Genomic DNA, 24,362 nt, shown 5'->3' with positions numbered 1-24,362 from the left:
TCGAGCCGCTGTGGCAGAACGGCGCATAGCCGCATTGGCACGGGGCGGGCGGGCCTCATGCTGGAGAAGGCGAGCGGGCCTTGACCGCCCGGCAAGCGATAGGGATGATTTCCGGAGCGCCGGAACTGGATTTCCCGTTGACACGCAAAATTCGGACATGGGCGTCCCTTGTCGTGGCGCTGCTCATCCCTTGGTCGGGCGCGACCGCTGCGCCTTACGAGATCGGATCTTGGCGGCTGGGCATGACGCGCGTGCAGGTAGCTTCGTTCGCCGAGTACGGCCCGTACGAGAACGTGGCCGCTACAGGTGGTCTGGAGGTGCGCAATGCGCAGCTGAACGGCCGGAAGTCGGGCGTCTCCTTCGTTTTCGAGAACGATCGGCTGGATTTCATCCAGATCTGGAAATACGAAGGCAAGGACTTTGGCGAGGCCAAACAGGCGGTTCTCGACGTCTTCGACGAGATGACCGAAAAGTTCGGCGGTGCGTCGCTGCTGCACCTCGACATCAAGGGGCCGCAAGGGCACGACCGCGACGCCCTGTCCTTCTTCCTGGACAAGACCCTGAGCACCGCTCCCGCCCTGTCCGACAAATGGCAGAAGGAGAAGGGCGTGGTGGCTACGTTCCGGTTCGATCTCGTTCCGGCGTCCCAGCCCGAAGGTACCCGCCTGCATGCCCAGTTCATGTACGCCGGGCGCTTCCATATGTTTTACGTGTTTCTATTCCAGGATCGCAGCGATGCACCCGAAAGGGCGGTGGAGTCGAACATTGCGCTGGAAAAATTCTGACGCCTCGCGCGAAGCGCCGGTTTCGCCGGGCTGGCAACGCAAGGTCGGTCGACAGGACTCTTGCAGGAGCGGCTTGCGCTGCGATGATTCATTGACCGGTTCGACATGGACCGATTCGACGGGAAGCATCGCGGCTGAAGCCGCTTCTGCGAAAGAGGCGCTTCAGTCGCGCAGGTCGACCACCGCGCACGGCGCGACGAGCCGGTCGATCACCGCTGCGGTCATCTCCGCCGTCGTCGCTGCGCGATAGGGTGACAGGTCGGCAGTGAACACGCCGGCATCGAGCGCGTCGGACACCGCGCGCTCGATGCGCGCGCCTTCCTCGTCGAGCCCGAGCGAGTGGCGCAACAGCAGTGCCGCGCTGAGGATCGCGCCGACCGGGTTGGCGATGCCGCGACCGGCGATGTCGGGCGCCGAACCGTGGATCGGTTCGTACAGTCCCGCGCGTCCGTCGCCGAGCGAGGCCGACGGCAGCAGTCCCATCGAGCCGGCGAGCATCGACGCCTCGTCGGTGAGGATGTCGCCGAACATGTTCTCGGTGACGACGACATCGAACGCGCGCGGCTTGGCGAGCAGGTGCATCGCCATCGAGTCGACCAGCTGGTGCTCGAGCGTCACGTCGGGGAACTCCTCGCGCGCGACGCGCGTGGCGACGTCGCGCCACAGGCGCGAGGTCTCGAGCACGTTCGCCTTGTCGACCGACGTCACGTGCCGGCGCCGCGTCCGCGCGAGCGCGCACGCGCGCCGCACGACGCGCTCGATCTCGGCGACGCTGTATGCACACAGGTCGCTCGCGCCGTCGCCGTCACGCGTCTTGTCGCCGAAGTAGATGCCGCCGGTGAGCTCGCGCACGACGACGAGATCGACGCCGGCGAGCAGGTGCGGCTTGATCGGCGCCGCGCCGAGCGTCGCCGCGTGCGGCTGCACCGGACGCAGGTTCGCGTAGAGGCCGAGCCCCTTGCGCAGTGCGAGCAGGCCCTGTTCGGGACGCACCTTCGCATTCGGATCGGACCACTTCGGTCCGCCGACCGCGCCGAGCAGCACGGCGTCGGCGGCGCGGCACGCGGCGAGCGTCGCCGCCGGCAGCGGTTCGCCGCTCGCGTCGATCGCGGCGCCGCCGATCGCATGCTCGTGCAGGTCGAAGCGATGGCCGTGCACGCGCGCGACCGCGCGCAGCACCGCGACGGCGGCAGCGGTCACCTCGGGCCCGATGCCGTCCCCGGGCAGTACGACGATGTCAGCGTGCATGAGTGGATTCCTCGTGGGCGGGAAGGCGGGATTCGTAAGCGGTGATCGCGGCGTCCTGGCGCAGCAGGTAGCCGAGCGTGTCGACGCCTTCGAGCAGGCAGGTGCGCGCGAACGCGTCGAGCGGGAACGCGAACGTACGTCCGTCGGGCAGCGCGAGCGTGCAGGCGGCGATGTCGACGACGAGTTCGAGGCCGGGCCGCGCGAGCAGTTCGTCGACGATCGTGTCGTCGAGCACGATCGGCAGCAGGCCGTTCTTCAGCGCATTGCTGCGGAAGATGTCGGCGATCTCGCTGCTGACGATCGCGCGCAGGCCGAGATCGGCGAGCGCCCACGGCGCGTGCTCGCGCGACGATCCGCAGCCGAAGTTGCGGCCCGCCACGAGGATCGCGGCGCCTGCGTTCTCGGCACGGCCGAACGGGAAGTCGGGATTCGGCGAACCGTCAGCGCGCGTGCGCCAGTCGGCGAACGCATGCCGGCCGAGTCCGTGCCGTTCGGTCGTGGTGAGGAAGCGTGCGGGGATGATCTGGTCGGTGTCGATGTTGCGCTGGGGCAGCACGACACTGCGCCAGCTGAAGCGCACGGCATCGCGCGCAGGCGAGGAGGACGCGGGCGTGCTCATGCGGCCTCCGTCGACAGGAACGCGCGCGGGTCGGTGATTTCGCCGGTGACCGCGCACACCGCGGCGGTCAGCGGCGAGGCGAGCACGGTGCGCGCGCCCTTGCCCTGGCGGCCCTCGAAGTTGCGATTGCTCGTCGACACCGCGAGTTGGCCGGCCGCGACGAGATCGCCGTTCATCGCGATGCACATCGAGCAGCCGGGTTCGCGCCACTCGGCGCCTGCCGCGCGCACGATGCGATCGATGCCCTCGTCCTCGGCCGCACGCTTGACGCGCTCGGAGCCCGGAACGACGAGCATGCGCACGCGCGGGTGCACGCGGCGATCGCGCAGCACACGCGCGACCTCGCGCAGGTCGCCGATGCGCGCGTTCGTGCAGCTGCCGACGAAGACGACGTCGACCGCGCGGCCCGCCACCGCGGCGCCTTCGCTCCAGCCCATGTAGTCGCGCGCCTTGGCCGTGTCGGCGTCGGCGGCCGGCGGGATGCGCGCGTCGATCGCCGCGACCTGGCCAGGATGCGTGCCCCAGGTCACGGTCGGCCGTACGTCGCGCGCGTCGATGCGCACCTCGGCGTCGTGGCGTGCGCCGGGATCGCCGGCGAACGATCGCCAGTGCGCGACCGCGCGCGCGAACGCATCGCCGCGCGGTGCACGCGGCGTGCGCGCGAGATAGTCGAACGTGATCTCGTCGGGTGCGACCAGGCCCGCACGTGCGCCGGCTTCGATCGACATGTTGCAGACGGTCATGCGCTGTTCCATCGACAGCGCGCGGATCGCACTGCCGCGGTACTCGATCACGTGGCCGGTGCCGCCGTTGACGCCGATCACGCCGATCACGTGCAGGATCAGGTCCTTCGCACCGACGCCCGGGCCGAACTCACCCTCGACGGTGATCGCGAGCGACTTCGGCTTGCGCTGCAGCAGGCATTGCGTCGCGAGCACGTGCGCGACTTCGCTCGTGCCGATGCCGAACGCGAGCGCGCCGAACGCACCGTGCGTCGCGGTGTGGCTGTCGCCGCAGACGATCGTCGTGCCGGGCAGCGTGAGGCCGAGCTCCGGGCCGACGACGTGCACGATGCCGCGCTCGCCGCCGTCGAAGTCGAACAGCTCGATCGCGTGCTTCGCGGCGTTGCGGCGCAGCGCCTCGACCTGCGCCTGCGCGTCGGCGCTCGCGTACGGCAGCCGGCCGTCCGCGCCGGCGGGCAGGGTCGGCGTCGAGTGATCGAGCGTCGCCTTGGTGCGCTCGGGGCGACGCACGGAGAGCCCGCGCGCGTCGAGCTCGGCGAACGCCTGCGGAGAGGTGACTTCGTGCACGAGGTGCAGGTCGACGTAGAGCGTCGCGGGCGCCGCGTCGGTTTCCGGGACGACGACATGCGCGTCCCACAACTTGTCGAACAGGGTTCTCGGTTGCATGGTCTTGGTCGGATGGGGAGGGGGTCAGGCGGCGACGCGCTGCGGCGCGCGCCGCGCGACACGGTTGGCGACGTCGAGCCAGGCGAGCGCGCTCGCTTCGATGATGTCGGTGCTCGTGCCGGTGCCGGTCATCTCGATGCCGTCGCTGCGCACGACGACGCTCGCGGTGCCCTGCGCGTCGTCACCGGTGGTCAGGCTCGACACGCTGTAGCTGTCGATCTCGAGTGCGACGCCGGTCGCGCGCGCGAGCGCGGCGAACAGCGCGTGCACGGGGCCGTCGCCGACCGCGGCTTCGCTCACAGTCGCGCCGTCGGGATCGACGAGTTCGACGCTCGCGGTCGGCAGGCTGCCGTCGCCGACGCCGGTGCTCACGTGCGCGCGCGCGAGGCGGTGGCCGCGCGGCCGGTGCCGGTCGGCGTCGAGCGCGAGCGTTTCGATGTCGGCGTCGAACACTTCGCGCTTCTTCTCGGCGAGTGCCTTGAACGCGCCGAACACGGCGTCGAGGCGTGCCTCGTCGAGCACGTGGCCGAGTGTGCGCAGGCGATCGGCGAGCGCGGCGCGGCCACTGTGGCGGCCGAGCACGATCTGCGACGCGGCCCAGCCGACGTCCTCCGGGTTCATGATCTCGTAGGTGCCGCGATGGCGCAGCATGCCGTGCTGGTGGATGCCCGATTCGTGCGCGAACGCGTTCTGCCCGACGATCGCCTTGTTGCGTTGCACCGCCATGCCGGTCAGGCGCGAGAGCAGGCGCGAGGTCGGCACGAGGCGGCGCGTGTCGATGCGCGTGTCGGCGCCGAACCACGCGTTGCGCACCTTGAGCGCCATCACCAGTTCCTCCAGCGCGCAGTTGCCGGCGCGCTCGCCGATGCCGTTGATCGTGCATTCGACCTGGCGCGCGCCGCCTTCGATCGCGGCGAGCGAGTTGGCGACCGCCATGCCGAGGTCGTCGTGGCAGTGCGCGCTGAACACGACGTCGCGCGCGCCGGGCACGCCGGCGATGAGCCGCTCGAACAGCGCGCGCATCTCCGCCGGCGTGGTGTAGCCGAGCGTGTCGGGTACGTTGATCGTGGTCGCGCCGCTCGCGATCGCCACGCCGATCACTTCGGCGAGGAAGTCTTCCTCGGTGCGCGTGCCGTCCTCGGTCGAGAATTCGACGTCGTCGCAGCCGCTGCGCGCGAGCGCGACCGCGCGCGCGGTCGCCTCGAGCACGGCCGCCTTGTCCATGCGCAGCTTGTGCTCGCGGTGCAGCGGGCTGGTGGAGATGAACACGTGCAGGCGAGGCTTGGCCGCGTGCTCGATCGCGCGCATCGACGCCTCGATGTCGGCGGGCAGGCTGCGCGACAGCACGCACAGGGTGGTGTCGCGCAGCTCGCGCGCGATCATCGCGGTCGCCTCGCGATCGGATTGCGAACTCGCGGGGAATCCGGTTTCGATGACATCGACGCCGAGTTCGGCGAGTGCGCGTGCCATCACGAGCTTCTGTTGCGGCGTCATGCTGCAACCGGGTGACTGCTCGCCGTCGCGCAGGGTCGTGTCGAAGATGCGTACGTGGGGCTCCGATGGCGTGCTCATGCGGGGGTTTCCTCGGGCAGGGGACGAGTGGACACGGATGGGTGAAAGGCGGGGGATACGGCGGCCGGCGCGGCCTCGCCGTCGCCTTCGCGCGCACGCCGGCGCGGGCGGCGGGGCGGACGCGGCCGTACGTCGGCGAGCAGGCGCGCGAGCACGGCGGCGTCGACGTTGCCGCCGGAGACGACCGCGCACTTGCGGCGCCCGGCGACGCGGCGGCCTGCGGCGAGCGCGAGCGCGCCCGCGCCTTCGGCGATCACGTGCTCCTCGAGCGCGAGGCGCACGAGGGTCTCGCGCAGTTCGGCTTCGCGCACGATGACGAGGTCGTCGAGCAGTTCGGCGAGCACGCGCCGGGTCAGCCGGCCCGGTTCCTTCACGCGCACGCCGTCGGCGAGCGTCGGCGCGGGATCGCGCGCGGCATCCTCGCCGCGCAGCACGCGCGCCATCGCGTCGGCGCCTTCGACCTGCGCGCCGATCACCCGCACGCGGCGCGCGCGGGCGCCGCGCAGCGATTTCAGCGCCAGTGCGACGCCGGCGGCGAGGCCGCCGCCGCCGATCGGCACGAGCACGACGTCGGGCGCGAGCGCGGCGAGCTCGAGGCCGACCGTGCCCTGTCCGGCGATCACGTCCGGGTCGTCGAACGCGGGCAGCAGGCGCCAGTCGTGCTGCGCCGCGAGCGCAGCCGCGAACGCCTTGGTTTCGTCGTAGGTGTCGCCGTGCAGGCGTACGGTCGCGCCCCAGTGGGCGACGCCGGCGACCTTCGTCGCCGGCGCGGAGCGCGGCATCACGGTGATCGCGCGCACGCCGAGGCGCCAGGCGGCCCAGGCGAGACCCTGCGCATGGTTGCCGGCGGAGGCAGCGACGATCGCGCGGCGGTCGCCGCGTTCGCGCGCGGCGAGCAATGCGTTGAGCGCCCCGCGCACCTTGTACGAGCCGGTGCGCTGCAGGTTCTCGAGCTTGAGCCAGCAGCCGAAGCGCGCGGCGTGATGGACCGGTGTCGGCACGAGGTGCGCGCGCAGGCGCGCCTGCGCGACGAGCACGTCGGCGAAGCCGACCGCGCGTACCTCGGGCTCGATCGTGTCCATCGTCAGGCGGCCGTCAGCCACGCCGACGGCGCGGCCGCGTCGCCGCGCACGACGCGCGCGTACAGCGCAGCGAGTTCGCGCGCGACCGGCCCGGCACCGTACTCGCGTCCTTCGAGCGAAGCGATCGGCGCGACTTCGGCGGCCGTGCCGCAGACGAACACCTCGTCGGCGTCGCGCAGTTCGGCAAGGCTCATCGCACGGCATTCGGCGCCGGACAGCGCGACGAGCGTGTCGCGCGTGATGCCGGGCAGCGCATCCGCGTGCTCGATCGCGACGATGCGGTCGCCGCTGACCGCGAACACGTTCGCACCCGTGCATTCGACCACGAAGCCGTCGTCGTCGACGAACAGCGCCTCGTCGTAGCCGCGCGACTTCGCCTCGCGCTTGGCGAGAATCGAGTTGACGTACGCGCCGCAGAGCTTGAGCGGCGGCAGCGAACGCGCGGGATTGCGCCGCCAGGGCGACACGCCGAGCCGCGTACGCACGCCGCCGAGGTGCACGGTCGTCGGCGTCGTCGCGACCATGAGGTGCTGCGCGTGGTCGGCGACGTCGAGGCCGAAGCCGCCGGCGCCGACCCAGGCGAGCGGGCGCACGTAGGCGTCGCGCTGGCGGTTCGCGCGCAGCGTCGCGAGGATCGCGTCGGTCGCGATTGCCGCGTCGAATGCAATGCCGAGCAGCGCGGCGCCCTTGCGCATGCGCTCGAGATGGTCGGCGAGGCGGAACACCGCCGCGCCGTCGCGCGTCGCGTAGGCGCGGATGCCTTCGAACACGCCGCTGCCGTAGTGTAGCGCGTGGGTCGTGAGGCCGACGCGAGCGTCGTCGGGGTCGACGAGTTCTCCATCGAACCACACGCGTGCGCGTCGCTGCTCTTGTGGGAGCGGCGGAAGCCGCGATGCGCCTGGGTCGGGCGAAAGCATCGCGCCTTCCGGCGCTCCCACAGGGACACTCGCCTCGCCGCGGGTCAGCACGGCGACACCTGCACTGCGAGGCAGTCGTACAGTTTGGCGAGCTGTCCTTCGAGCACCTGCTCGCCGCGCTCGCCTTCGACCGTGATGCGCAGGTGCCAGCGATCGCCATCGGGCTGCGCTTCGCCGTCGACGGACAGCGGGCGGAAACCGCGGCGCTCGGTCGCGCCGAGCACGCGCGCGAGCGCGCCTTCGGCGTGTCGCAGGGTGAGGTCAAGCTGGTAGCGCATGGGGCTTCTCCGGTGGCGGCGTGGCGGATTCGGGCATGGCGAGCGGCAGCGAGGCGACGTCGTCGGCGTCGAGCATCTGCGCGTTGCTGTGGTTCGGCGGCACGAGCGGCCAGACGTTGGCGGCGGTGTCGATTGCGACGTGCAGCAGGGCGGGACCGCGCGCGGCGAGCAGCGCGTCGAGCGCATGATCGACGTCGGCGGCGCGCTCGACGTGCAGTGCCTCTATGCCGAACGCACGCGCGATCGCGACGAAGTCCGGGTTGTCGGACAGGTCGATCTCGCTGTAGCGGCGCTCGAAGAACAGCTCCTGCCACTGCCGCACCATGCCGAGCGCCTGGTTGTCGAGCAGGACGATCTTCACCGGCAGGTCGTAGCGGCGCAGCGTCGCGAGTTCCTGCACGTTCATGAGGAACGAGCCGTCGCCGCTGACGCAGATCACCTGCGCCCGCGGATCCTGCATTTGCGCGCCGATCGCGGCCGGCAGCCCGAAGCCCATCGCGCCGAGCGCGCCGCTCGTGAGGTGCTTGCGGGGGTCGTCGAAGCGCCAGTGCTGCGCGACCCACATCTGGTGCTGGCCGACGTCGCAGGCGACGATCGCCGCGGGCGCGAGCGCGGACAGGCGTCGCAGCAGGGTCGGCGCGTGCACGGCGTCGCCGGGTGCGTCGTAGCGCGCGGCATGCGCATGCGCGCGCTGCTGGCACGCCGCGCGCCATTGCCGCCGCGCCGCGCCGTGGCGTGCGTGCAGGTGCGCGGCGCACGGCAGGGTCAACGCGGCGAGCGTGCGGCGCAGGTCGCCGCGCACGCCGGCGTCGGCGCGGCGCAGCTTGCCGATCTCGCTCGCGTCGAAATCCATGTGCACGACGCGCGCCTGCGGCGCGAACTCGGCGAGCTTGCCGGTCGCGCGGTCGTCGAAGCGCGCGCCGACGACGACCAGCACGTCGCATTCCTGCACGGCCGTGTTCGCTGCGCGACTGCCGTGCATGCCGAGCATGCCGAGGTTGAGCGGGTGCTCCGACGGCAGCGCGCCGAGTCCCTTGAGCGTGAGCACGGTCGGCATCTGCGTCGCGTCGACGAAGGTGCGGAAGTCGGCCACCGCGTCGGCGAGCACGATGCCGCCGCCGCCGTAGGCGACCGGGCGCCGCGCCTGCGAGATCAGCGCGAGCGCTTCGTGCAGCGAGGCGTCGGGTGGCCGCGGCACGGCATCGACGGGCGACCGCGCGTGCGCGGGCAGGTGCTCGGCGGGTGCGACCTGCACGTCCTTGGGCAGGTCGATGAGCACCGGTCCCGGCCGACCCGTGCGCGCGATGCGGAACGCCTCGCCGACGATGCGCGGCAGGTCCTCGGCGCGGCGCGCGAGGAAGCTGTGCTTGACCATCGGCATCGTCATGCCGAACACGTCCAGCTCCTGGAACGCGTCGGTGCCCATCAGCGTGGTCGCGACCTGGCCGGTGATGACGACGAGCGGCACCGAGTCGAGCATCGCGTCGGCGATGCCGGTGACGAGGTTCGACGCGCCCGGGCCGGATGTCGCGACGCAGACGCCGACGCGGCCGCTCGCGCGTGCATAGCCATTCGCGGCGAATGCGGCGCCCTGCTCATGGCGCACGAGCACGTGGCGCAACGGCGCGCCGTGCAGCGCGTCGTAGAACGGCATGATCGCGCCGCCGGGATAGCCGAACAGCGTGTCGACGCCTTCCGCGACGAGCGCGTCGACGAGCCAGCGCGCGCCGTTGCGCGCACGCGCGGCGGACGGTGCGTGCACGTCCACGCCGGCGTGCGGGGGCCGCCCGGGCGGGCTCATCACGCGGCCTTCGTGCGGTTCGGCGCCGCGGCGGTGGCCGGCGGCGACGACAGCCACTTCATGTTCGCGCGCAGCTTGCGCCCGACCGACTCGATCGGATGTTCGAGATCGGCCTGCTTCAGCGCACGGTAGTTCGCATTGCCGGCGGCGTACTCGGCGATCCACTGGCGCGCGAACGTGCCGTCCTGGATCTCGGCGAGCACCTGCTTCATCTGGGCGCGCGTGTTCTCGTCGACGACGTAGCGCCCGCGCGTGAGCGCGCCGTACTGCGCGGTCTCGCTGATGAACTCGTGCATGCGCGTGATGCCGCCTTCGTAGAACAGGTCGACGATCAGCTTGAGTTCGTGCAGGCACTCGTAATAGGCAACCTCCGGCTGGTAACCCGCTTCGACGAGCGTCTCCCAGCCCGCCTGCACGAGCTTGGTCGCGCCGCCGCAGAGCACGGCCTGCTCGCCGAAGAGGTCGGTCTCGGTCTCCTCCTTGAACGTCGTGCGGATCGCGTTCTGCCGCGCGCCGCCGATGCCTGCGCAGTACGCGAGTGCGAGGTCCTCGGCATGGCCGCTGCGATCCTGGTGCACGGCGTACACGCTCGGCACGCCGCGACCGATCTCGTATTCGCGCCGCACGAGCGCGCCCGGTCCCTTCGGAGCGACGAGCACGACGTCGAGGTCGTCGCGCGGCGTGACCTGGCCGTAGTGGACATTGAAGCCGTGCGCGAACAGCAGGCACGCGCCTTGCGCGATGTTCGGCTCGATCACTTCGCCGTACAGCTGCGGCTGGACCATGTCGGGCGTGAGCACGGCGACGAGGCCGGCGCCGCGCACGGCGTCCGCGGGCGACTTCACCGTGAAGCCGTCGGCCTTCGCCTTGAGTTCGGTCGGGCCGCCGGGACGCAGGCCGACGGTCACGTCGAAGCCGGAGTCGCGCAGGTTGAGCGCGTGCGCACGTCCTTGGCTGCCGTAGCCGACGATCGCGATGGCGGGTTTGCGGGGGGTGCTGTTCATGGTGCGGTCCTCGTGGTCGAGACAGGGAATGTCGTGGCGGTGTATTCGTGGAGCGGCTTCAGCCGCGATGCTTTCGTCGGACGATCGCGGCTGAAGCCGCTCCTGCATTGATCCATCAATGAGTTCAGGCGGGTTCCGCGACGAAGGTGGCTGCGATGCTTCTCGGTGCGTCGAGCGGCCCGGGCGCGGTGACCGCACCGCGCGCGGACGAACCGACGTCGCGCGCATAGCGCGCGAGCACGCCGGTCGTCACGCGCGGCGGGATGCGGCGCGGCGCGCGTCGCGCGAGATCGGCGTCGACGTCCATGCGCCGCGTGGCGACGTCGATGCGGATGCGGTCGCCGTCGCGCAGGCGCGCGAGCGGACCACCGCGCGCGGCTTCCGGCGCGACGTGGCCGACCATGAATCCGTGCGTCGCGCCGCTGAAGCGGCCGTCGGTGACGAGCGCGACGTCGTTGCCGAGGCCCTGGCCGACGAGCGCAGCGGTGACCGCGAGCATCTCGCGCATGCCGGGACCGCCGGCCGGACCTTCGAAGCGGATCACGACGACGTCGCCGGCGCGGATCGCGCGCGACTGCACCGCGGCGAAAGCGGCTTCCTCGGAATCGAACACGCGCGCCGGGCCTTCGAACCGTTCGCGACCGTGGCCGGCGAGCTTGACGATGCAACCCTCGGGTGCGAGGTCGCCGTAAAGGATCGACCAGCCGCCGCGCGGCTTGAGCGGATCGGCCACCGGGCGCACGGCGTCCTGCGCGGCGGCCGCTCCGCCGCGGTCGCGCCACGCATCGAGTTCGGTGAACAGCGAACGGCCGGTGACCGTCGGGATATCGTCGAGCAGGCCGGCGATGCGCAACTCGCGCGCGACGAGCGCGCTGCCGCCGAACGCGAACAGTTCGGCCGCCGTGTAGCGGCCGCCGGGCTTGAGGTCGGCGATCACCGGCGTGCGCGCGGCGCGCTCGAACTCCTCGAGGTCGAACGGCACGCCCGCTTCGTGCGCGATCGCGAGCAGGTGCAGCGCCGCGTTGGTCGAGCCTGCGGTGGCCGACACCGCGCGCGCCGCGTTGCGCAACGAAGCGGGCGTGATCAGTTCGCGCGGCGTCGGCGCGCCCGCGCGCAGGCGTTGCATGACGAGTTCGCCGCACGCGTACGCGACCTCGGTCTTGTCCGCGTGCAGCGCGGGCACGTCGTTCGCCTGCAGCGGCGACAGGCCGAGGAAGGTGAGCACCATCGCCATCGTGTTGGCGGTGAACTGGCCGCCGCACGCGCCCGCGCCGGGGCAGGCCCAGGTCTCGATGCGGTGCAGTTCGTCGTCGTCGATGCGGCCCGCGGCGTGTGCGCCGACTGCCTCGAACACGTCCTGCACGGTGAGTGCGCGCGTCGCGTCGCTGTCGCGCGAAGGGCAGTGGCCCGGCATGATCGTGCCGCCGTAGAGGATCACGCACGGGATGTCGAGCCGCGCCGCGGCCATCGCCGCGGCGGGTATGGTCTTGTCGCAACCGACCAGCAGCACCATCGCGTCGAGGCAGTGGCCGGCGACCGCGAGTTCGATCGAGTCGGCGATCGTCTCGCGCGAGACGAGCGAGGCACGCATGCCCTCGCTGCCCATCGCGATGCCGTCGGTAACCGCGATCGTGTTGAACTCGATCGGCGTGCCGCCGCCGGCGACGACGCCCTGGCGCGCGTGTTGCGCGAGGTCGCGCAGGGTCAGGTTGCACGGCGAGACGTCCGACCACGTGTGCACGACCGCGACCAGCGGCCTGGCGATCGCCTCGTCGTCGAGTCCGGTCGCGCGCAGCATCGCGCGCGCGGGTGCGCGGGAAGGGCCTTGCTTGATCGCGTCGCTTTTCACGTTCCTGGTTTCCTCGAAGCGGAAACCCAGGGCCCGAAAAACAAAAACCCCGCGCCTTTTCGGGCGCGGGGTCTTGGTTCTCTCGACCTGGGTTTGGTGGTGTTACTTACGCAAACCCGATTCCCGCGCTGGTGGTCACGGTAATAAGGACGAGTACGAGGACGAGCACCGCAGCGATGTGGCCGCCGAGCGCGCGCGGCACGTCGAAGGACGTGTCGTCGAGGAGCGGCTGGCTGTTGCGCTGCGTCATGGTTCGAGCAAACCACGCCCGCCTGAATTCTGTCAACAGATTTTTTCGCATATGCGGATCGTGCACGGTTTCCGCGCGTACGGCGCGAATTCGTCGGCACCCGGATTTCCGTCGTTTCGTCGTACCAGTGAATCGAGCCCGCCTGCGTGCGGTGCAAGAACGGGAGCATCGGCATGAAATCGACGAAATGGCCGCCGGCACGACGCCGGCACAGGCACGCTTGCTGGATCTTCGGCGCAGCCGTCGGCATCGGCGCAGGCGGCCCCGTGAGCGCGCATCTCTACTGCGTGTCCACGGCCGCGCAGCTGCAGGATGCGCTCACCCAGGCGTCCGACGGGGGCGCACACGACGACGAGGACAACGTGATCCTTCTCACCGCCGGTACGTTCAAGACCGGCGCAGCCACGGCCCATGGGCCGTTCCTTTACCACGGCTCGTCGTCGCGCCACTTCGACCTGTTCGGCGGCTACGATGCCAACTGCAACGCGACGTCCCGCGATCCGCGCCAGTCGATCCTCGACGGCGATCACGCGACCGCGGTGCTCGAGGTGCACAGCACCAACGGTCCGATCGACCTCGCCTGGTTCACCGCGCGCAACGGCGAGAGCGACCAGGCGGGAGCGGGCATCAGCGCGAACCGGCTCGCCGGCGACGATTCGCAGGCCACGCTCGACGGCCTGATCATCCGCGACAACCATACGAGCGCGACGGCGGGCGGGCTCTTCGTGCAGAGCGGCCCCGGTGACCTGCTGCTCGTGCTCGACAGCCTCGTCATCGGCAACAGCGCGGACTCGGGCTTCGGCGCCGGCAGCGTGATCGCGGGTGGCCCCGCGTCGATCGGCAACCTGACCGTCGCGCAGAACACGACCACGCTCGCGGGCGGCGTCGGCGGCCTTCGCGTCGCGGGCGCGAGCGGTTCCAGCTGCGGCGTCGACGACAGCATCCTGTGGGGAAACACGCAGGCGGGACTGTTCCTCGGCAACTCGAACGTGCACCTCGACTACGACGACGTCGGTACGCTCGACGGTGCCGCTCCGTCGTCGCAGAACAGCGTCATTTCCGTCAATCCGCAGTTCGTCGATGCAGCGAGCGGCGATTTCCACCTGAAGAGCACGTCGCCCGCGCTCGGCTTCGCACCGGACGGCTTCGGTGGGCACGACGCCGAGGGGCATCCGAGTGCGCCGTACCGGAGCTTGGGCGACATCGGTGCGCTGTTCGACACGATCTTCCGCACCGGAATGGACTGAAACACGCCGCTGCCGAGCGCGCTTGCGGGCACGCGCATCGGCCGGAAACGCAACGGCCGGGCATGCCCGGCCGTTGCAAGCAGCGACAACGCGTTGCCTTCAGGGAGCAGGGCTTTCGAAGCCGTCGCGGAAGATCAGGTCGGCCGCGTCGACGCACACCGTGCAGTTACCCGCGCTGCCGACATCGACGTCGAGCGAGCCGGCGGCATTGCCTTCGGTTGCGCTGATCGCGATCGGCAGCGTGAACGTGGCGAGGCAGGCGAAACCGCCGTCGACCGCGACTTCGAAGTTCGCCGTCGCCGAATTGCCGGCCGAGATGTCGCCGAGCACCGCGCTCGACGTGACGTAGGTGACGCCGACCGGTGCGGGCAGGCCGAGCGACGCGTTCACGGCGGTGAAGTTGCCGCCGACCGCGTCGACCGGAACACTGATCATCACGTGCTCGCCCGGTTCGACGACGCCGTTGTCCTGCCCTGGCGCGGTGGCGCAGTGGTCCGTCACGACCGCGCTCGCGGTATCGACTTCGAGCGCGCTCGCCGACGTGCCCGCGATGAAGAACGGAACGTCCTGCTGCGTGGAGCTGCCGGTGTCGATCATCGGATTCCATGCACTGCCGTCGAATTGCACGGCGTCGCCGGAACCCGCCGAGCCGAGGACCACGACCGGCGGACTCCACGGGCCGCTCGCAAGCGTGCCTGCGACCTGGTAGTCGAGCCAGTAGGTTCCCGCGGCGAGCGCGGGGCAGCCCGCGAGCGACACGGTCTGCACCATCACCGGGCGCGTGCAGCCGGGGCCGGTGTCGGTCATGCGGTATACGCCGCTGAATTCGGTCGCACTCATCGCATTGGTCGTGCCGTCGCCGCAGAGGACGGTCGAACCCGCATCCGCCGGAGAACCGTTCCAGAGGCGGAAGTTGACGGCCGTCATCGTCGACGTCGTGGTCGAGCCGGTCTGGTAGGCGAGCACGTACGCGTTCGTCACGTTCCAGCCCGGGCCGGCAGGCACGGTGAACTGGTCGGCGATGCGGTAATTCGTGCTTGCCGTCAGCGAGACGTTGAAGCCGTAAGTGGTGTTGAGCGTAGCCGCCTCGAGGATGCTGGCGTTGCCGGCGTCACCCGAACACGATGCCTGCGTACCGTCGGCGAAGGCGCCATTGCTGAACAGCACGTCGGCCGGCGGCAGCCAGATCGCGAGCGGAGCCTGCGTCGATTGCAGGTCGAGGATGTTCTCTATCGTGCCGGCTTCCTCGGTCGCCTGCGCGAACGCGAGGGACGGCAGGGCGATCGCGATGCAGGCGGCGATCGTCGAACAACGGGCGGAACGAACGGTGCGCTTCTCCACGGTACCCCTCCCCAGGTGTCGAGTGTGCCGGCCAACGGTATACCAATACCGCACGCATGGCGAATCGGCGGTCGCCCTGCTCCGGGAGGGGTCGGCAGGGCGTGTCGCCGTCGTCAGCCGGTCGGCTTGTCCGCGTGCGCCTGCTTCGCCTTTTCGATCGCGTCCTTCACTTCCTTCGGCATGTAGCTCTCGTCGTGCTTGGCGAGCACTTCGGTCGCGACGAAATGACCGTCCTTGAGCGCGCCGGTCGCGACGATGCTCTGACCTTCGCGGAACAGGTCGGGCAGGATGCCGGTGTATTCGACCGGCATGTCCTTGAAGCGGTCGGTGACGACGAAATGCACGTCGAGCGAATCCTTCGCGCGCTGGATCGACTGTTCGAGCACCACCCCGCCGAGGCGGAAGCGCGCGCCCGCGGGCGCGTGGCCCGCGGCGATCTCGCTCGGCGAGTAGAGATAGGTCATGTTCTGCTGCAGCGCGAGCACGGTCAGGCCGGCGGCGACGCCGACCGCGGCGAGGATCAGCGAGACGACGATGAGGCGGCGCTTGCGGGTCGGGGTCATGCGGAAGCCTCGTTGCGGGCGTCGCGGCGCTTGAGGCGGCCGCGCAGGTCGGCGAGCACGCGACGGCGGGTCGCGCGCGGCGCGAGCGCCTCCAACGCGAGCACGACGAAGAACACCGCGTACGCACTCCAGACGTAGGCTCCGTAGCCGCCCATCGCGAGGAAATCGTTCATGCGTGCGCCTCCTTGTCGTCGTCGAGCGCGATCGCGCGCACCCAGTCCTTGCCGCCGTCGAGTTCGAGCAGGCCGATGCGCGTGCGCGCGAGCACGCTGCCGAAGAACCATACGTGCGTGGCGAGCGCCATCAGCAGCAACGGCCAGATCATCGACGCGTCGATCTTCGACGGGCCCATGAGGCGCACGGTCGAGCCCTGGTGCAAGGTGTTCCACCAGTTCACCGAGAAATGCACGATCGGGATGTTGACGATGCCGATGAGCGCGAGGAAGCCGGCGGCGCGCGCGGCCTGGCGACGGTCTTCGATCGCCGCATGCAGGCCGATCACGCCGAGGTAGAGGAACAGCAGCACGAGCTCGGAGGTGAGGCGTGCGTCCCAGGTCCACCAGGTGCCCCACATCGGCTTGCCCCAGATCGAACCGGTGACGAGCGTGATGAACGTGAACGCGGCACCGATCGGCGCCGCCGCCATCGCCAGCACTTCGCTGAGCTTGATGCGCCAGACCAGCGCGATGAACGCGTTCGCGGCCATGAAGAAATATGCGAACAGGCTCATCCACGCGCACGGCACGTGGATGAAGATGATGCGGTAGGCGTCGCCCTGCTGGTAGTCGCGCGGCGCGAGCACGAGCCCGCCGTACAGCGCGACGAGGCCGAGCACGAGGCCGAGGCCGTAGCACCACGGCATGATCCGGCCGGCGAGGCGATAGGCGGTCGGCGGCGAGCCGGTCTTGTGGAACCAGAGGGTCAGCGCGTTCATGTCGGCGCGTTCACGAAAGGGAGATCCTGAGGGCCGCCGCGCAGGCGAGCGGCGCGAGCACGAGCGCGAGCACGAGTGCCGCGCCGAGCCAGAGCAGCGGCGCCGCGAACGGCAGTCCCGCCTGCGCCGCATTGCACGCGCCCGCGCCGAAGATCAGCACCGGCACGTACAGCGGCAACACGAGCAGCGCAAGCAGCATACCAGAGCGGTACATGCCGACCGTGAGCGCGACGCACACCGCGCCGAGCAGGCTCAGCAGCGGCGTCGCGAGCAGCAGCGCGAGCGGCAGCAGCCCGCGCAGCGGCTCGGCGAGGTGCAGCAGTTCGCCGAGCAGCGGCGAGACGATGATCAGCGGCAGCGCGGTGGTGAACCAATGCACCGCGATCTTGCATGCGAGCAGCAGCGACAACGGATGCGGCGACAGCACGAGTTGTTCGAGCGAGCCGTCCTCGTAGTCGCTGCGGAACAGCGTGTCGAGCGCGAGCAGCCCGGCGAGCAGGATCGCGACGAAGACGACGCCCGCGGCGATGCGGCGTAGTTGTTCCGGCTCCGGGCCGAGCGCGAGCGGGAACAGCGCGACGACGATCAGTGCGAACAGGATCGGGTTGGCGGCATCGCCGCGCCGGCGCCAGACCAGCGTGAGGTCGCGCCGCACGAGCGCGGCGCAGGCGGCGGCGGTCGAGCCGGACCTCATGCGTCGCTCCGATTCGCGTCTGCGCGCAGGGGAATCCTGCGCGGCGTTCCGGACGTGTACGCGTACGCGCCGTGCGAGGTGATCAGCGCCGCGCCGCCGCGGTTCGCGTGGTTCTCGAGGAGGCGGTTGACGAGCTGGATGCCGTCGCGGTCGAGGTTCGCGTACGGCTCGTCGAGCAGCCACAGGCCGACCGGCGCGAGCAGCACGCGCGCGAGCGCGACGCGCTTCTTCTGGCCCGCCGACAGCTTGCGCGTCGGCACGTCGTCGTAGCCGGCGAGGCCGACGCCCGCGAGGACGGTGGTCGGCGACAGGCCGCTGCGCAGGCCGAGCAGGCCGGCGGCGAAGCGCAGGTTCTCGATCGCGGTGAGTTCGGGCTTGAGGCCGTTCGCATGCGACAGCAGCGCGACCTGCGGCGACAGCCGCGCGAGCGTGAGCGGTTCGCCGGCGAGCCGGATCTCGCCCGAGGTCGGCGCGAGCAGGCCCGACAGCAGGCGCAGCAGCGTGGTCTTGCCGGCGCCGTTGTCGCCCTCGACCAGCACGACTTCGCCCGGATGCAGGGTGAAGTCGAGCGGACCGAAGACCGGCTCGTCGTTGCGCGCGTACGCGAGACCGCGCGCCTCGAGCAGGGCGGGGCGGTCGCGCAGTTCGACGGAAGCGGGTGCGGTGTGCGGCATGCCGCGCGCATGCTAGCCGCAGGCGCGCCGCAACGCCATGCGGCGCGATGTCCCGGCGACTACGCGTCGCAGCCGTCGGCGAAGATGACGTCCGACTGCAGACGCGTGAGGACGGCATCCGAATCCGATATCGCGGTGCTGCTGTCGACCGCGCTGCCGAGGATCACCGGGCGGAAACCGTCGAAGCGCACCTGCTCGAACGTCGTGTAGTAGCTCGATCCGGTGCCGCCCGGCGCGATATACGGGGCACTGCCGCCGGCGACGAATCCCGAGTCGGGGCTGCCGTCGGCGTGGAGGCGCGTCACGAGGCCGATCCGCGCGAACGTGTTGCCGGAAGGCTGTTCGACGCCGTCGACGATCGACGATCCGCTGATCGCCAGGCTTGAGGTGCCGCCGACCAGCAGGATGCGACCGTCGCTGCGCACGGCCGCCGAGCGGCCATCCGACTGCGGCGTATTGCCGACGTAGCGGTACGGGCGGCCCGGGATCGCGCTGCCGATGAACGTGGGGTCGAGCGCGAGGTCGGTGTACTGGGTGCCGAAGATGCCGCCGGGTGCATCCGGTCGCGCGTCGATGTTCGTGCCGGCGCTGATCTTGATGCGCGCCGCCGCGAACTTGCCGCTCGCGGTTCCGAACAGCAATACCGTGGTCGGATCGACGACGACCGCGTCATTGAGCGTGTCGTACAACGATCCGCCATTGCCGGGTTCGTCGATCGCGAACGTGCCCGAGCCGACGAATCCTGCCCACGGCGCACCGGACGGCGTCAGGATGCGCGCCGCGAAGTCGGTATCGGTCGACGAGAACACGGACGTGCCGGTGATGAGGTAGTAGCCGTCGACGACGCGCAGGATGCGCCCGGCATACGCGGCCGCACCGGACGCGAAGGTCGCATCGGTACCGCGGAAGCCGCCGAGGCCGTCGCTGAGGTCGCCGAAGCTCGAATCGACCGAACCGTCGTTGTTGAAGCGCACGATGCCGAGCCGCTGGTCCGAGCCGCCGAAGTTGAGGTTTCCCGCGACGACGATGCGCCCGTCGGGATCGGTGACGACCGAGGTCGGTGCCTCCTCGTAGCCGGTGGAGCCCGCCTCGAAACTGAACGACGTGCCGCCGTCGCCCGCGAACGTGGCGTCGTCGCTGCCGTCGGCCTTGAACCGCACGACGCCGAAATCCGACAGCCCGCCTTGTCCGGGCGTCGCGCCGACGACGACGATCCTGCCCTGTGCATCGATGGTCATGCCGGTCACGCTGGTGAGCCAGGCATCCTTGTAGACGTCGCCGAGCGCGCCGAAGCCGATGTTGACGCCGTTCCGATCGAGCCGGAACAGGCCGATGCGCTTGCCGGTACCGCCATTGGCGGCACCGCCGGGCACCTCGACGACGACGACGTAGCCGCCATCGGCCGTCCGCGCGAAGCCGACGCCTCTTTCGTCCTGCGTGCCGCCGCCCGGCTGGTAGAGGCGTTTCCATCCGTCCACGCCGAAGGTGGGATCGACCGCGGAATCGGCCGCTTCGGCGGCAGGCAAGGCGAGCGCGCACAGCGCGGCGAACAGGATGGATCGGATCGGCATGGCGGAAAGGTCCCCGTGGATTCGGGGGAGGAGTACGCAGTCCCGCGTGGAATCGGGACATCCGCGTCCGCCGTGCGCGCTCAGGCCGCGCCGTCGGCGCCCATCGTCGCGGCGAGCAGGTGGCGCGCCGCCTGCCAGTCGCGCTTGATCGTGCGCTCGTTGAGGCCCTCGAGTTCGGCGATCGCGCCGAACGTGAGGCCGCCGAAGAAATGCAGCTGGACGACGCGTGCCGCGCGTGCGTCGATGCCCTCCAGCTCGGTCAGGGCACGGTCGAGCGCGAGCACGTCGCCTGCAGTCGACGGCGCGTCGGGCACGCGGTCGTCGAGCGTGATGAACGCGGCGCTGCCGCCGCGTTTGTCGGCGCTCGCGCGCCGCGCGCGGTCGACCAGCACCTGGCGCATCGCGCGCGCGGCGAGCGCCATGAAGTGGCGGCGGCTTTCGAGCCGCAGCCGGTCGGCCGCGGCGAGCTTCATGTAGGTTTCGTGGACGAGTGCGGTGGTCGAGAGCGTCTCGCCGCCGCCGCCGAGCTGGCGGTGCGCGCAGCGGTGCAACTCGTCGTAGAGCAACGCGAACAGGCGACCCTGCGCGGCGTCGTCGCCCTTGCCTGCGGCGTCCAGCAGTTCTGTCAGGCTTTCGTCCATGTGCGGCCGAGCATCGCTGCCGGCGATGCTCGCGTCAATCGACGGCTTCGCGGGACTGCGCGAGCTGCGTCAGGCGCCGCGTGCATTCGTGCACGGCCGGATGCGCCTCGCCCGCGAGCGCGACGTAGGCCGCGCGCGCCGCCTCGTAGTTCGTGGTCGCGGCGTCCGTGTTTCCCGCGCGCTGCTCCGCTTCGGCGAGCGCGAACTCGGCGTTCGCCCAGAGCATGTTCTCCTGCGGTACGGCCGCGTGGCTGCGCGCGACGGCGTCGACGACGCGCGCGGGCGCGGCGACGTCGCCGAGGTCCATGAGGGACTGTGCGAGCGCGATGTCGAGGCCGGCGAGATCGGCATGGGATTCGCCGACGACGCGTAGTACCGCCGGCCGGATGCGTTGGAGGATGTCGCGCGCACGCGCGGGTTCGCCGAGGTCGCGCAGGCTCTTGGCGAACGTGTACTCGGCCCACAGTCGCGGCTGGCTGTCGGCCGGCTCGTGGGCGGCGAACCAGTCGACGAGCCGCTCGTAGGCGGCGATCGATTCCTGCTTGCGGCCGGCGAGCTGCAGCGTGTAGGCGAGGTTGTTGAGCGCACGCAGCGCGGCCGGGTTCATTTCGCCGGGCGCTGCGCGCGCGCGTTCGAGCGAGCGACGCAGCGCAGTTTCGGATTCCGCGTAGCGCCCGAGATCGCGCAGCACCCACCCGCGTACGGCTTCGATGCGCGCCTCGTCGGCCGGCTCCGGCGTCGGCGAACGTTCGCGCTGTCGCGTCGCGCGATCGAGCGCGGCGAGCGCCTGTTCGTAGTGGCCGAGTTCGGCGTGCGCGGAACCGAGTCGCGTCTCGACGCGCGCGGCCAGGGCCGGGTCGCCCGCATCTCCGACCATCGCGCTCGCACGTTCGAGCAACTCGGCGCCCTTGTCGAAGCGGCCCAGGCCCATGTAGCTGAGCGCCATCGTTTCGTACAACTCGGCCTGCACGCGAGGCTCGCCGGCGAGGCCGTGCGCGATCTGCGCCGCACCGCGATCGAGCAACTCGTCCGCGCGCGGCATCGCGCCGCGTGCCCGTGCGGGATCGGGCGCCTGGAACAGGCCGATCATGAAACCCTTCACGCGCTCGGCGGTCGCCGCACGTTCGAGCGCGACGCGTTCCTGGCTTGCGGCGACGCGCGCCTGCCACAGCGCCACGCCGCCGCCGGCGAGGACGGCCACGATCGCGCACGCGGCGAACCCCACGAACCAGCGATGACGCCCGACGAAGCGACGCAGCCGGTAGCCCGTGCTGTCCGGCCGGGCGAGGATCGGTCGCCCGTCGCGCCAGCGGCGCAGGTCGTCGGCGAACGCCTCGACGGTCGCGTAGCGACGCGCCGGATCGGCGTCGGTCGCGCGCGCGACGACGATGCCGGCATCGCCGGCGAGCGTCTTCGCGAAGATCGTGGCGGGACCGAGTGCGCCGGCGCGCTCGCGCGCGGCCGCGAGACGCTGGCTCGGTCGCGTCGTCGCGTCGCCGCTGGCCAGGCGCAGGCCGGTCAGCAGTTCGTGCAGCAGCGCACCGAGCTGGAAGATGTCGGTCGCCGTCGTGACGGCGAGCCCCTGCAACTGTTCCGGCGCTGCATAGGCGCGCGAGACGAAACGCGCCGCGGTCGCGGTGGCGTCGGCGTCCGTGTCGGATTCGAGCACGCGAGCGATGCCGAAATCGAGCAGGCGCGGCGTGCCGTCGGCCGTGACGACGACGTTCGCGGGCTTGATGTCGCGGTGCACGACGAGCTGGTGGTGCGCGTGCGCGACCGCCGCGCACAACGCGAGGACGAGGTCGATGCGTGCGTCGAGGTCGCGATCGCCGCGCGTCGACCAGGTCGACAGCGATTCGCCCTCGATGTATTCCATGACGAGGTAGGGTCGGCCGTCTTCGGCGACGCCACCGTCGAGCAGGCGCGCGATCGCCGGGTGCGCGAGGCGCGAAAGGATCTGCCGCTCGCGTCGGAAGCGCGCGAGCATCGCGTCCGAATCCATGCCGCGCTTGATGCGCTTGAGCGCGCCGACCTGCACGTAGCCGTCGCCGTCGCGTCGCGCGCGATAGACCGTGCCCATGCCGCCGCTGCCGATGGCGCCGACGATCGTCCATGCGCCGATGCGCGAGCCTTCCGGCATGTCGTCGACGGCGTCGTCGCCGACGAGGCGAGCGGCGATCTCGGCGGCCCCCTGGTCGAGCACGTCCGCGCCGGTCGCATCGAGCAGCGCGTTCACCGCTTCGGCGAGGTCGCGATCGTCGCCCGCCTGCTGCGCGATCCATGCCTGGCGCGAAGCCAGCTCGACGTCGAGCGCCGCGCGCAACAGTTCGAAGGCGCGCCGCCGCCGTTCCCGTGCGACGACGGCGTCGTCCGTCACGACGCGTCCAGCGGCGTGAGGCGTTCGCGCACCTGCGCGTCGGCTTGTCCGAGGTCGACGTCGTCGATGCGTTCGCGGCCGGCGGCGAGTTCGTGCAGCAGCGCGTCCTGGATCGCCCCGCGCGCGAACGCCTGCGCGTACGGCATGCGCGTGAACGTGACCATCGAATAGCGGGGTACGAAGCGGCCCGGATGGCGTTCGGCGAGCACGCGGCCGAGTTCGCGCCGCAGCAGGAAGCCCGCGTCGGCGACCGAGTCGCGCATCTCGACGTAGTTCTCGAGCGCCATCGTCGCGATCGCCTCCGCGTTCGGGCGCCGCCGGCGCTCGAACTCGGCGAACGTCCAGGCGAGATCGCCGTCGTGCTCGCCGAGCAGGCCGGCGAGTTCGACCGCGTCCTCGAAGCCGCAGTTCATGCCCTGGCCGTGGAACGGCACGATCGCGTGCGCGGCGTCGCCGAGCAGCAGCGCTCGGCCGTCGAGATGCCAGCGGTCGAGGTAGAGCGTGGACAGCACGCCGACCGGGTTCGCGCCGAAATCCTGTTCGAGTTCGGGGATCAGCGGCAGCACGTCGGCGAAGTCGCGCTCGAACAGTGCGCGCGCGGCGGCAGGTGTCGCCACCGTCGCGAAGCTCGGGTCGCCCGCATTGGGCAGGAACAGCGTGACCGTGAAACTGCCTTCGGCGTTCGGCAGCGCGATGCACATGTAGCCGCCGCGCGGCCAGATGTGCAGCGCGTTGCGCTCGATCGCGAAGCGCTCGCCGCGCGCGAGCGCGGCCGCCGTATCGGGCGGCAGCGACGCGGCGGGAAAGTCGGGCAGCGCGGGGATCTCGAGTTCCTTGTAGCCGTGGCCGAGTTCCTCGATGCGCTCGCCGAGCGCGCGTTGCGCATTCATCGCCGCGCGCAGGGCCGAGCCGGCGCCGTCGGCGCCGAGCACGTAGGCACAGGCGTGTTCGTGCGTGCTGTCGGCGACGTCGTCGTGGAAGCGCAGCGCCACGCCGTCGCCGAAGGCGGCGCCGACGAGGCGGCGATCGAAATGGAAGCGCGCGCCGGCGCGTTCGGCCGCGTCGATGAGCGCGATGTTGAGCCGTCCGCGGCTGATCGACCAGATCACCTCGCTGTCGTCGCGCCCGTAGCGCAGCAGCTCGGTGCGACCGTCGCGGTGATGCACCATGCGACCGCGCATCATCACGGCGAGGCGCATGATCTCGTCGGTGAGCCCGGCGAGGCGCAATCCGTGCAGGCCGCGCTCGGCGAGCGCGAGGTTGATCGAGCGGCCGCCCGCGTAGCCCGCCTTGCGCGGATCGGGGCGCCGTTCGAACACGTCGACCTCGAAGCCGCGCTGGGCGAGCAGGGTCGCGAGCAGGGCGCCGACGAGGCCGCCGCCGACGATCGTGGTGCCGCGTGCGTTCATGCTGCCTCGACGTGCCAGGACTGAACGCGGAACTTGCGCGATCGGCGGGTCGGATTGCAATCCCCCGCGGGCCCGCAAGGGCCGGCCGCTTCGCCGG

General features: G+C 71.0%; 23 protein-coding genes. 2 read left to right on the top strand and 21 right to left on the bottom strand.

Annotation, left to right across the window (positions count from 1 at the left end):
* The first annotated feature begins 80 nt into the window (after window positions 1-80).
* Window positions 81-785, top strand: a complete 705-nt coding sequence (locus tag FHW12_RS04930; protein ID WP_182529842.1) for a hypothetical protein — start codon at window positions 81-83, stop codon at window positions 783-785.
* Window positions 786-947: 162 nt separating this feature from the next.
* On the opposite strand, the gene leuB is transcribed toward FHW12_RS04930, so the two are convergent.
* The 11 genes from leuB to FHW12_RS04875 form a co-directional block, all read right to left on the bottom strand.
* Window positions 948-2,033 (bottom strand): 3-isopropylmalate dehydrogenase, encoded by a 1,086-nt coding sequence (leuB, locus tag FHW12_RS04925; RefSeq protein WP_182529841.1) that lies wholly within the window; start codon window positions 2,031-2,033, stop codon window positions 948-950.
* Window positions 2,023-2,652 carry a 3-isopropylmalate dehydratase small subunit gene (gene leuD, locus FHW12_RS04920; protein ID WP_182529840.1) on the bottom strand — a complete coding sequence of 210 codons (630 nt, stop codon included), beginning with the start codon at window positions 2,650-2,652 and terminating at the stop codon, window positions 2,023-2,025. Before leuD ends, leuB begins: the two co-directional genes overlap by 11 nt.
* A complete protein-coding gene (gene leuC, locus FHW12_RS04915; RefSeq protein ID WP_182529839.1) occupies window positions 2,649-4,061 on the bottom strand; it encodes a 3-isopropylmalate dehydratase large subunit in 1,413 nt (470 codons plus the stop codon). The genes leuD and leuC overlap by 4 nt, the downstream gene beginning before the upstream one ends.
* A gap of 24 nt (window positions 4,062-4,085) precedes the next feature.
* Entirely contained in the window at window positions 4,086-5,633 is a 1,548-nt protein-coding gene (locus FHW12_RS04910) for a 2-isopropylmalate synthase (RefSeq protein ID WP_182529838.1), read from the bottom strand.
* Entirely contained in the window at window positions 5,630-6,715 is a 1,086-nt protein-coding gene (locus FHW12_RS04905) for a threonine dehydratase (protein ID WP_182530147.1), read from the bottom strand. The genes FHW12_RS04910 and FHW12_RS04905 overlap by 4 nt, the downstream gene beginning before the upstream one ends.
* 2 nt (window positions 6,716-6,717) lie before the next feature.
* Window positions 6,718-7,566 carry an aminotransferase class IV gene (locus FHW12_RS04900; protein ID WP_182529837.1) on the bottom strand — a complete coding sequence of 283 codons (849 nt, stop codon included), beginning with the start codon at window positions 7,564-7,566 and terminating at the stop codon, window positions 6,718-6,720.
* 110 nt (window positions 7,567-7,676) lie between these two features.
* Complete coding sequence (locus FHW12_RS04895; protein WP_182529836.1) at window positions 7,677-7,910, bottom strand: ACT domain-containing protein; 234 nt, start codon at window positions 7,908-7,910, stop codon at window positions 7,677-7,679.
* Complete coding sequence (gene ilvG, locus FHW12_RS04890) at window positions 7,894-9,672, bottom strand: acetolactate synthase 2 catalytic subunit (RefSeq protein WP_428993614.1); 1,779 nt, start codon at window positions 9,670-9,672, stop codon at window positions 7,894-7,896. Before ilvG ends, FHW12_RS04895 begins: the two co-directional genes overlap by 17 nt.
* Before the next feature lie 38 nt (window positions 9,673-9,710).
* The gene (ilvC, locus tag FHW12_RS04885; protein ID WP_182529835.1) at window positions 9,711-10,715 is read right to left on the bottom strand and encodes a ketol-acid reductoisomerase; all 1,005 of its coding nucleotides are present in this window, start codon (window positions 10,713-10,715) and stop codon (window positions 9,711-9,713) included.
* A 124-nt stretch (window positions 10,716-10,839) separates the two neighbouring features.
* Window positions 10,840-12,564 (bottom strand): dihydroxy-acid dehydratase, encoded by a 1,725-nt coding sequence (locus FHW12_RS04880; protein ID WP_182529834.1) that lies wholly within the window; start codon window positions 12,562-12,564, stop codon window positions 10,840-10,842.
* Between the two features lie 106 nt (window positions 12,565-12,670).
* A complete protein-coding gene (locus FHW12_RS04875) occupies window positions 12,671-12,814 on the bottom strand; it encodes a hypothetical protein (RefSeq protein WP_182529833.1) in 144 nt (47 codons plus the stop codon).
* A 266-nt stretch (window positions 12,815-13,080) separates the two neighbouring features.
* Here FHW12_RS04875 and FHW12_RS04870 point away from each other — a divergent pair, with 266 nt between their 5' ends.
* On the top strand, window positions 13,081-14,061 hold the full coding sequence (locus tag FHW12_RS04870; protein WP_182529832.1) for a hypothetical protein: 981 nt from the start codon (window positions 13,081-13,083) through the stop codon (window positions 14,059-14,061).
* 99 nt (window positions 14,062-14,160) lie between these two features.
* Here the strand turns inward: FHW12_RS04870 and FHW12_RS04865 are convergent, their stop codons facing one another.
* The 10 genes from FHW12_RS04865 to FHW12_RS04820 form a co-directional block, all read right to left on the bottom strand.
* Window positions 14,161-15,402, bottom strand: coding sequence for a hypothetical protein (locus tag FHW12_RS04865; protein WP_182529831.1), 1,242 nt, complete (start codon window positions 15,400-15,402; stop codon window positions 14,161-14,163).
* Between the two features lie 113 nt (window positions 15,403-15,515).
* A complete protein-coding gene (gene ccmE, locus FHW12_RS04860) occupies window positions 15,516-15,965 on the bottom strand; it encodes a cytochrome c maturation protein CcmE (protein WP_182529830.1) in 450 nt (149 codons plus the stop codon).
* Window positions 15,962-16,138, bottom strand: coding sequence for a heme exporter protein CcmD (ccmD, locus tag FHW12_RS04855; protein WP_182529829.1), 177 nt, complete (start codon window positions 16,136-16,138; stop codon window positions 15,962-15,964). The genes ccmE and ccmD overlap by 4 nt, the downstream gene beginning before the upstream one ends.
* Window positions 16,135-16,899 carry a heme ABC transporter permease gene (locus tag FHW12_RS04850; protein WP_182529828.1) on the bottom strand — a complete coding sequence of 255 codons (765 nt, stop codon included), beginning with the start codon at window positions 16,897-16,899 and terminating at the stop codon, window positions 16,135-16,137. The genes ccmD and FHW12_RS04850 overlap by 4 nt, the downstream gene beginning before the upstream one ends.
* Window positions 16,900-16,909: 10 nt before the next feature.
* Window positions 16,910-17,593, bottom strand: coding sequence for a heme exporter protein CcmB (ccmB, locus tag FHW12_RS04845; protein WP_182529827.1), 684 nt, complete (start codon window positions 17,591-17,593; stop codon window positions 16,910-16,912).
* Window positions 17,590-18,267, bottom strand: coding sequence for a heme ABC exporter ATP-binding protein CcmA (gene ccmA / locus FHW12_RS04840; RefSeq protein ID WP_182529826.1), 678 nt, complete (start codon window positions 18,265-18,267; stop codon window positions 17,590-17,592). Before ccmA ends, ccmB begins: the two co-directional genes overlap by 4 nt.
* Before the next feature lie 59 nt (window positions 18,268-18,326).
* On the bottom strand, window positions 18,327-19,838 hold the full coding sequence (locus FHW12_RS04835; RefSeq protein WP_182529825.1) for a hypothetical protein: 1,512 nt from the start codon (window positions 19,836-19,838) through the stop codon (window positions 18,327-18,329).
* An 80-nt stretch (window positions 19,839-19,918) separates the two neighbouring features.
* A complete protein-coding gene (locus FHW12_RS04830) occupies window positions 19,919-20,479 on the bottom strand; it encodes an ECF-type sigma factor (RefSeq protein WP_182529824.1) in 561 nt (186 codons plus the stop codon).
* Window positions 20,480-20,513: 34 nt separating this feature from the next.
* A complete protein-coding gene (locus FHW12_RS04825; protein WP_182529823.1) occupies window positions 20,514-22,856 on the bottom strand; it encodes a protein kinase domain-containing protein in 2,343 nt (780 codons plus the stop codon).
* Window positions 22,853-24,265 carry an FAD-dependent oxidoreductase gene (locus tag FHW12_RS04820; RefSeq protein WP_182529822.1) on the bottom strand — a complete coding sequence of 471 codons (1,413 nt, stop codon included), beginning with the start codon at window positions 24,263-24,265 and terminating at the stop codon, window positions 22,853-22,855. The genes FHW12_RS04825 and FHW12_RS04820 overlap by 4 nt, the downstream gene beginning before the upstream one ends.
* Between the last annotated feature and the right edge of the window lie 97 nt (window positions 24,266-24,362).

The sequence above is a fragment of the Dokdonella fugitiva genome, from assembly GCF_014138265.1.
Classification (GTDB): Bacteria; Pseudomonadota; Gammaproteobacteria; order Xanthomonadales; family Rhodanobacteraceae; genus Dokdonella_A; species Dokdonella_A fugitiva_A.
Note: the sequence above shows the minus strand (reverse complement) of the source record. Positions and strands in the feature narration are given on the sequence as shown.

What these genes read in the sequence shown, in the direction of transcription:
- leuB (WP_182529841.1), bottom strand. Translation starts at nt 2,033, where the DNA reads ATGCACGCTGACATCGTCGTACTGCCCGGGGACGGCATCGGGCCCGAG.
- leuD (WP_182529840.1), bottom strand. Translation starts at nt 2,652, where the DNA reads ATGAGCACGCCCGCGTCCTCCTCGCCTGCGCGCGATGCCGTGCGCTTC.
- leuC (WP_182529839.1), bottom strand. Translation starts at nt 4,061, where the DNA reads ATGCAACCGAGAACCCTGTTCGACAAGTTGTGGGACGCGCATGTCGTC.
- FHW12_RS04910 (WP_182529838.1), bottom strand. Translation starts at nt 5,633, where the DNA reads ATGAGCACGCCATCGGAGCCCCACGTACGCATCTTCGACACGACCCTG.
- FHW12_RS04905 (WP_182530147.1), bottom strand. Translation starts at nt 6,715, where the DNA reads ATGGACACGATCGAGCCCGAGGTACGCGCGGTCGGCTTCGCCGACGTG.
- FHW12_RS04895 (WP_182529836.1), bottom strand. Translation starts at nt 7,910, where the DNA reads ATGCGCTACCAGCTTGACCTCACCCTGCGACACGCCGAAGGCGCGCTC.
- ilvC (WP_182529835.1), bottom strand. Translation starts at nt 10,715, where the DNA reads ATGAACAGCACCCCCCGCAAACCCGCCATCGCGATCGTCGGCTACGGC.
- FHW12_RS04875 (WP_182529833.1), bottom strand. Translation starts at nt 12,814, where the DNA reads ATGACGCAGCGCAACAGCCAGCCGCTCCTCGACGACACGTCCTTCGAC.
- ccmE (WP_182529830.1), bottom strand. Translation starts at nt 15,965, where the DNA reads ATGACCCCGACCCGCAAGCGCCGCCTCATCGTCGTCTCGCTGATCCTC.
- ccmD (WP_182529829.1), bottom strand. Translation starts at nt 16,138, where the DNA reads ATGAACGATTTCCTCGCGATGGGCGGCTACGGAGCCTACGTCTGGAGT.
- FHW12_RS04850 (WP_182529828.1), bottom strand. Translation starts at nt 16,899, where the DNA reads ATGAACGCGCTGACCCTCTGGTTCCACAAGACCGGCTCGCCGCCGACC.
- ccmB (WP_182529827.1), bottom strand. Translation starts at nt 17,593, where the DNA reads ATGAGGTCCGGCTCGACCGCCGCCGCCTGCGCCGCGCTCGTGCGGCGC.
- ccmA (WP_182529826.1), bottom strand. Translation starts at nt 18,267, where the DNA reads ATGCCGCACACCGCACCCGCTTCCGTCGAACTGCGCGACCGCCCCGCC.
- FHW12_RS04835 (WP_182529825.1), bottom strand. Translation starts at nt 19,838, where the DNA reads ATGCCGATCCGATCCATCCTGTTCGCCGCGCTGTGCGCGCTCGCCTTG.
- FHW12_RS04830 (WP_182529824.1), bottom strand. Translation starts at nt 20,479, where the DNA reads ATGGACGAAAGCCTGACAGAACTGCTGGACGCCGCAGGCAAGGGCGAC.
- FHW12_RS04820 (WP_182529822.1), bottom strand. Translation starts at nt 24,265, where the DNA reads ATGAACGCACGCGGCACCACGATCGTCGGCGGCGGCCTCGTCGGCGCC.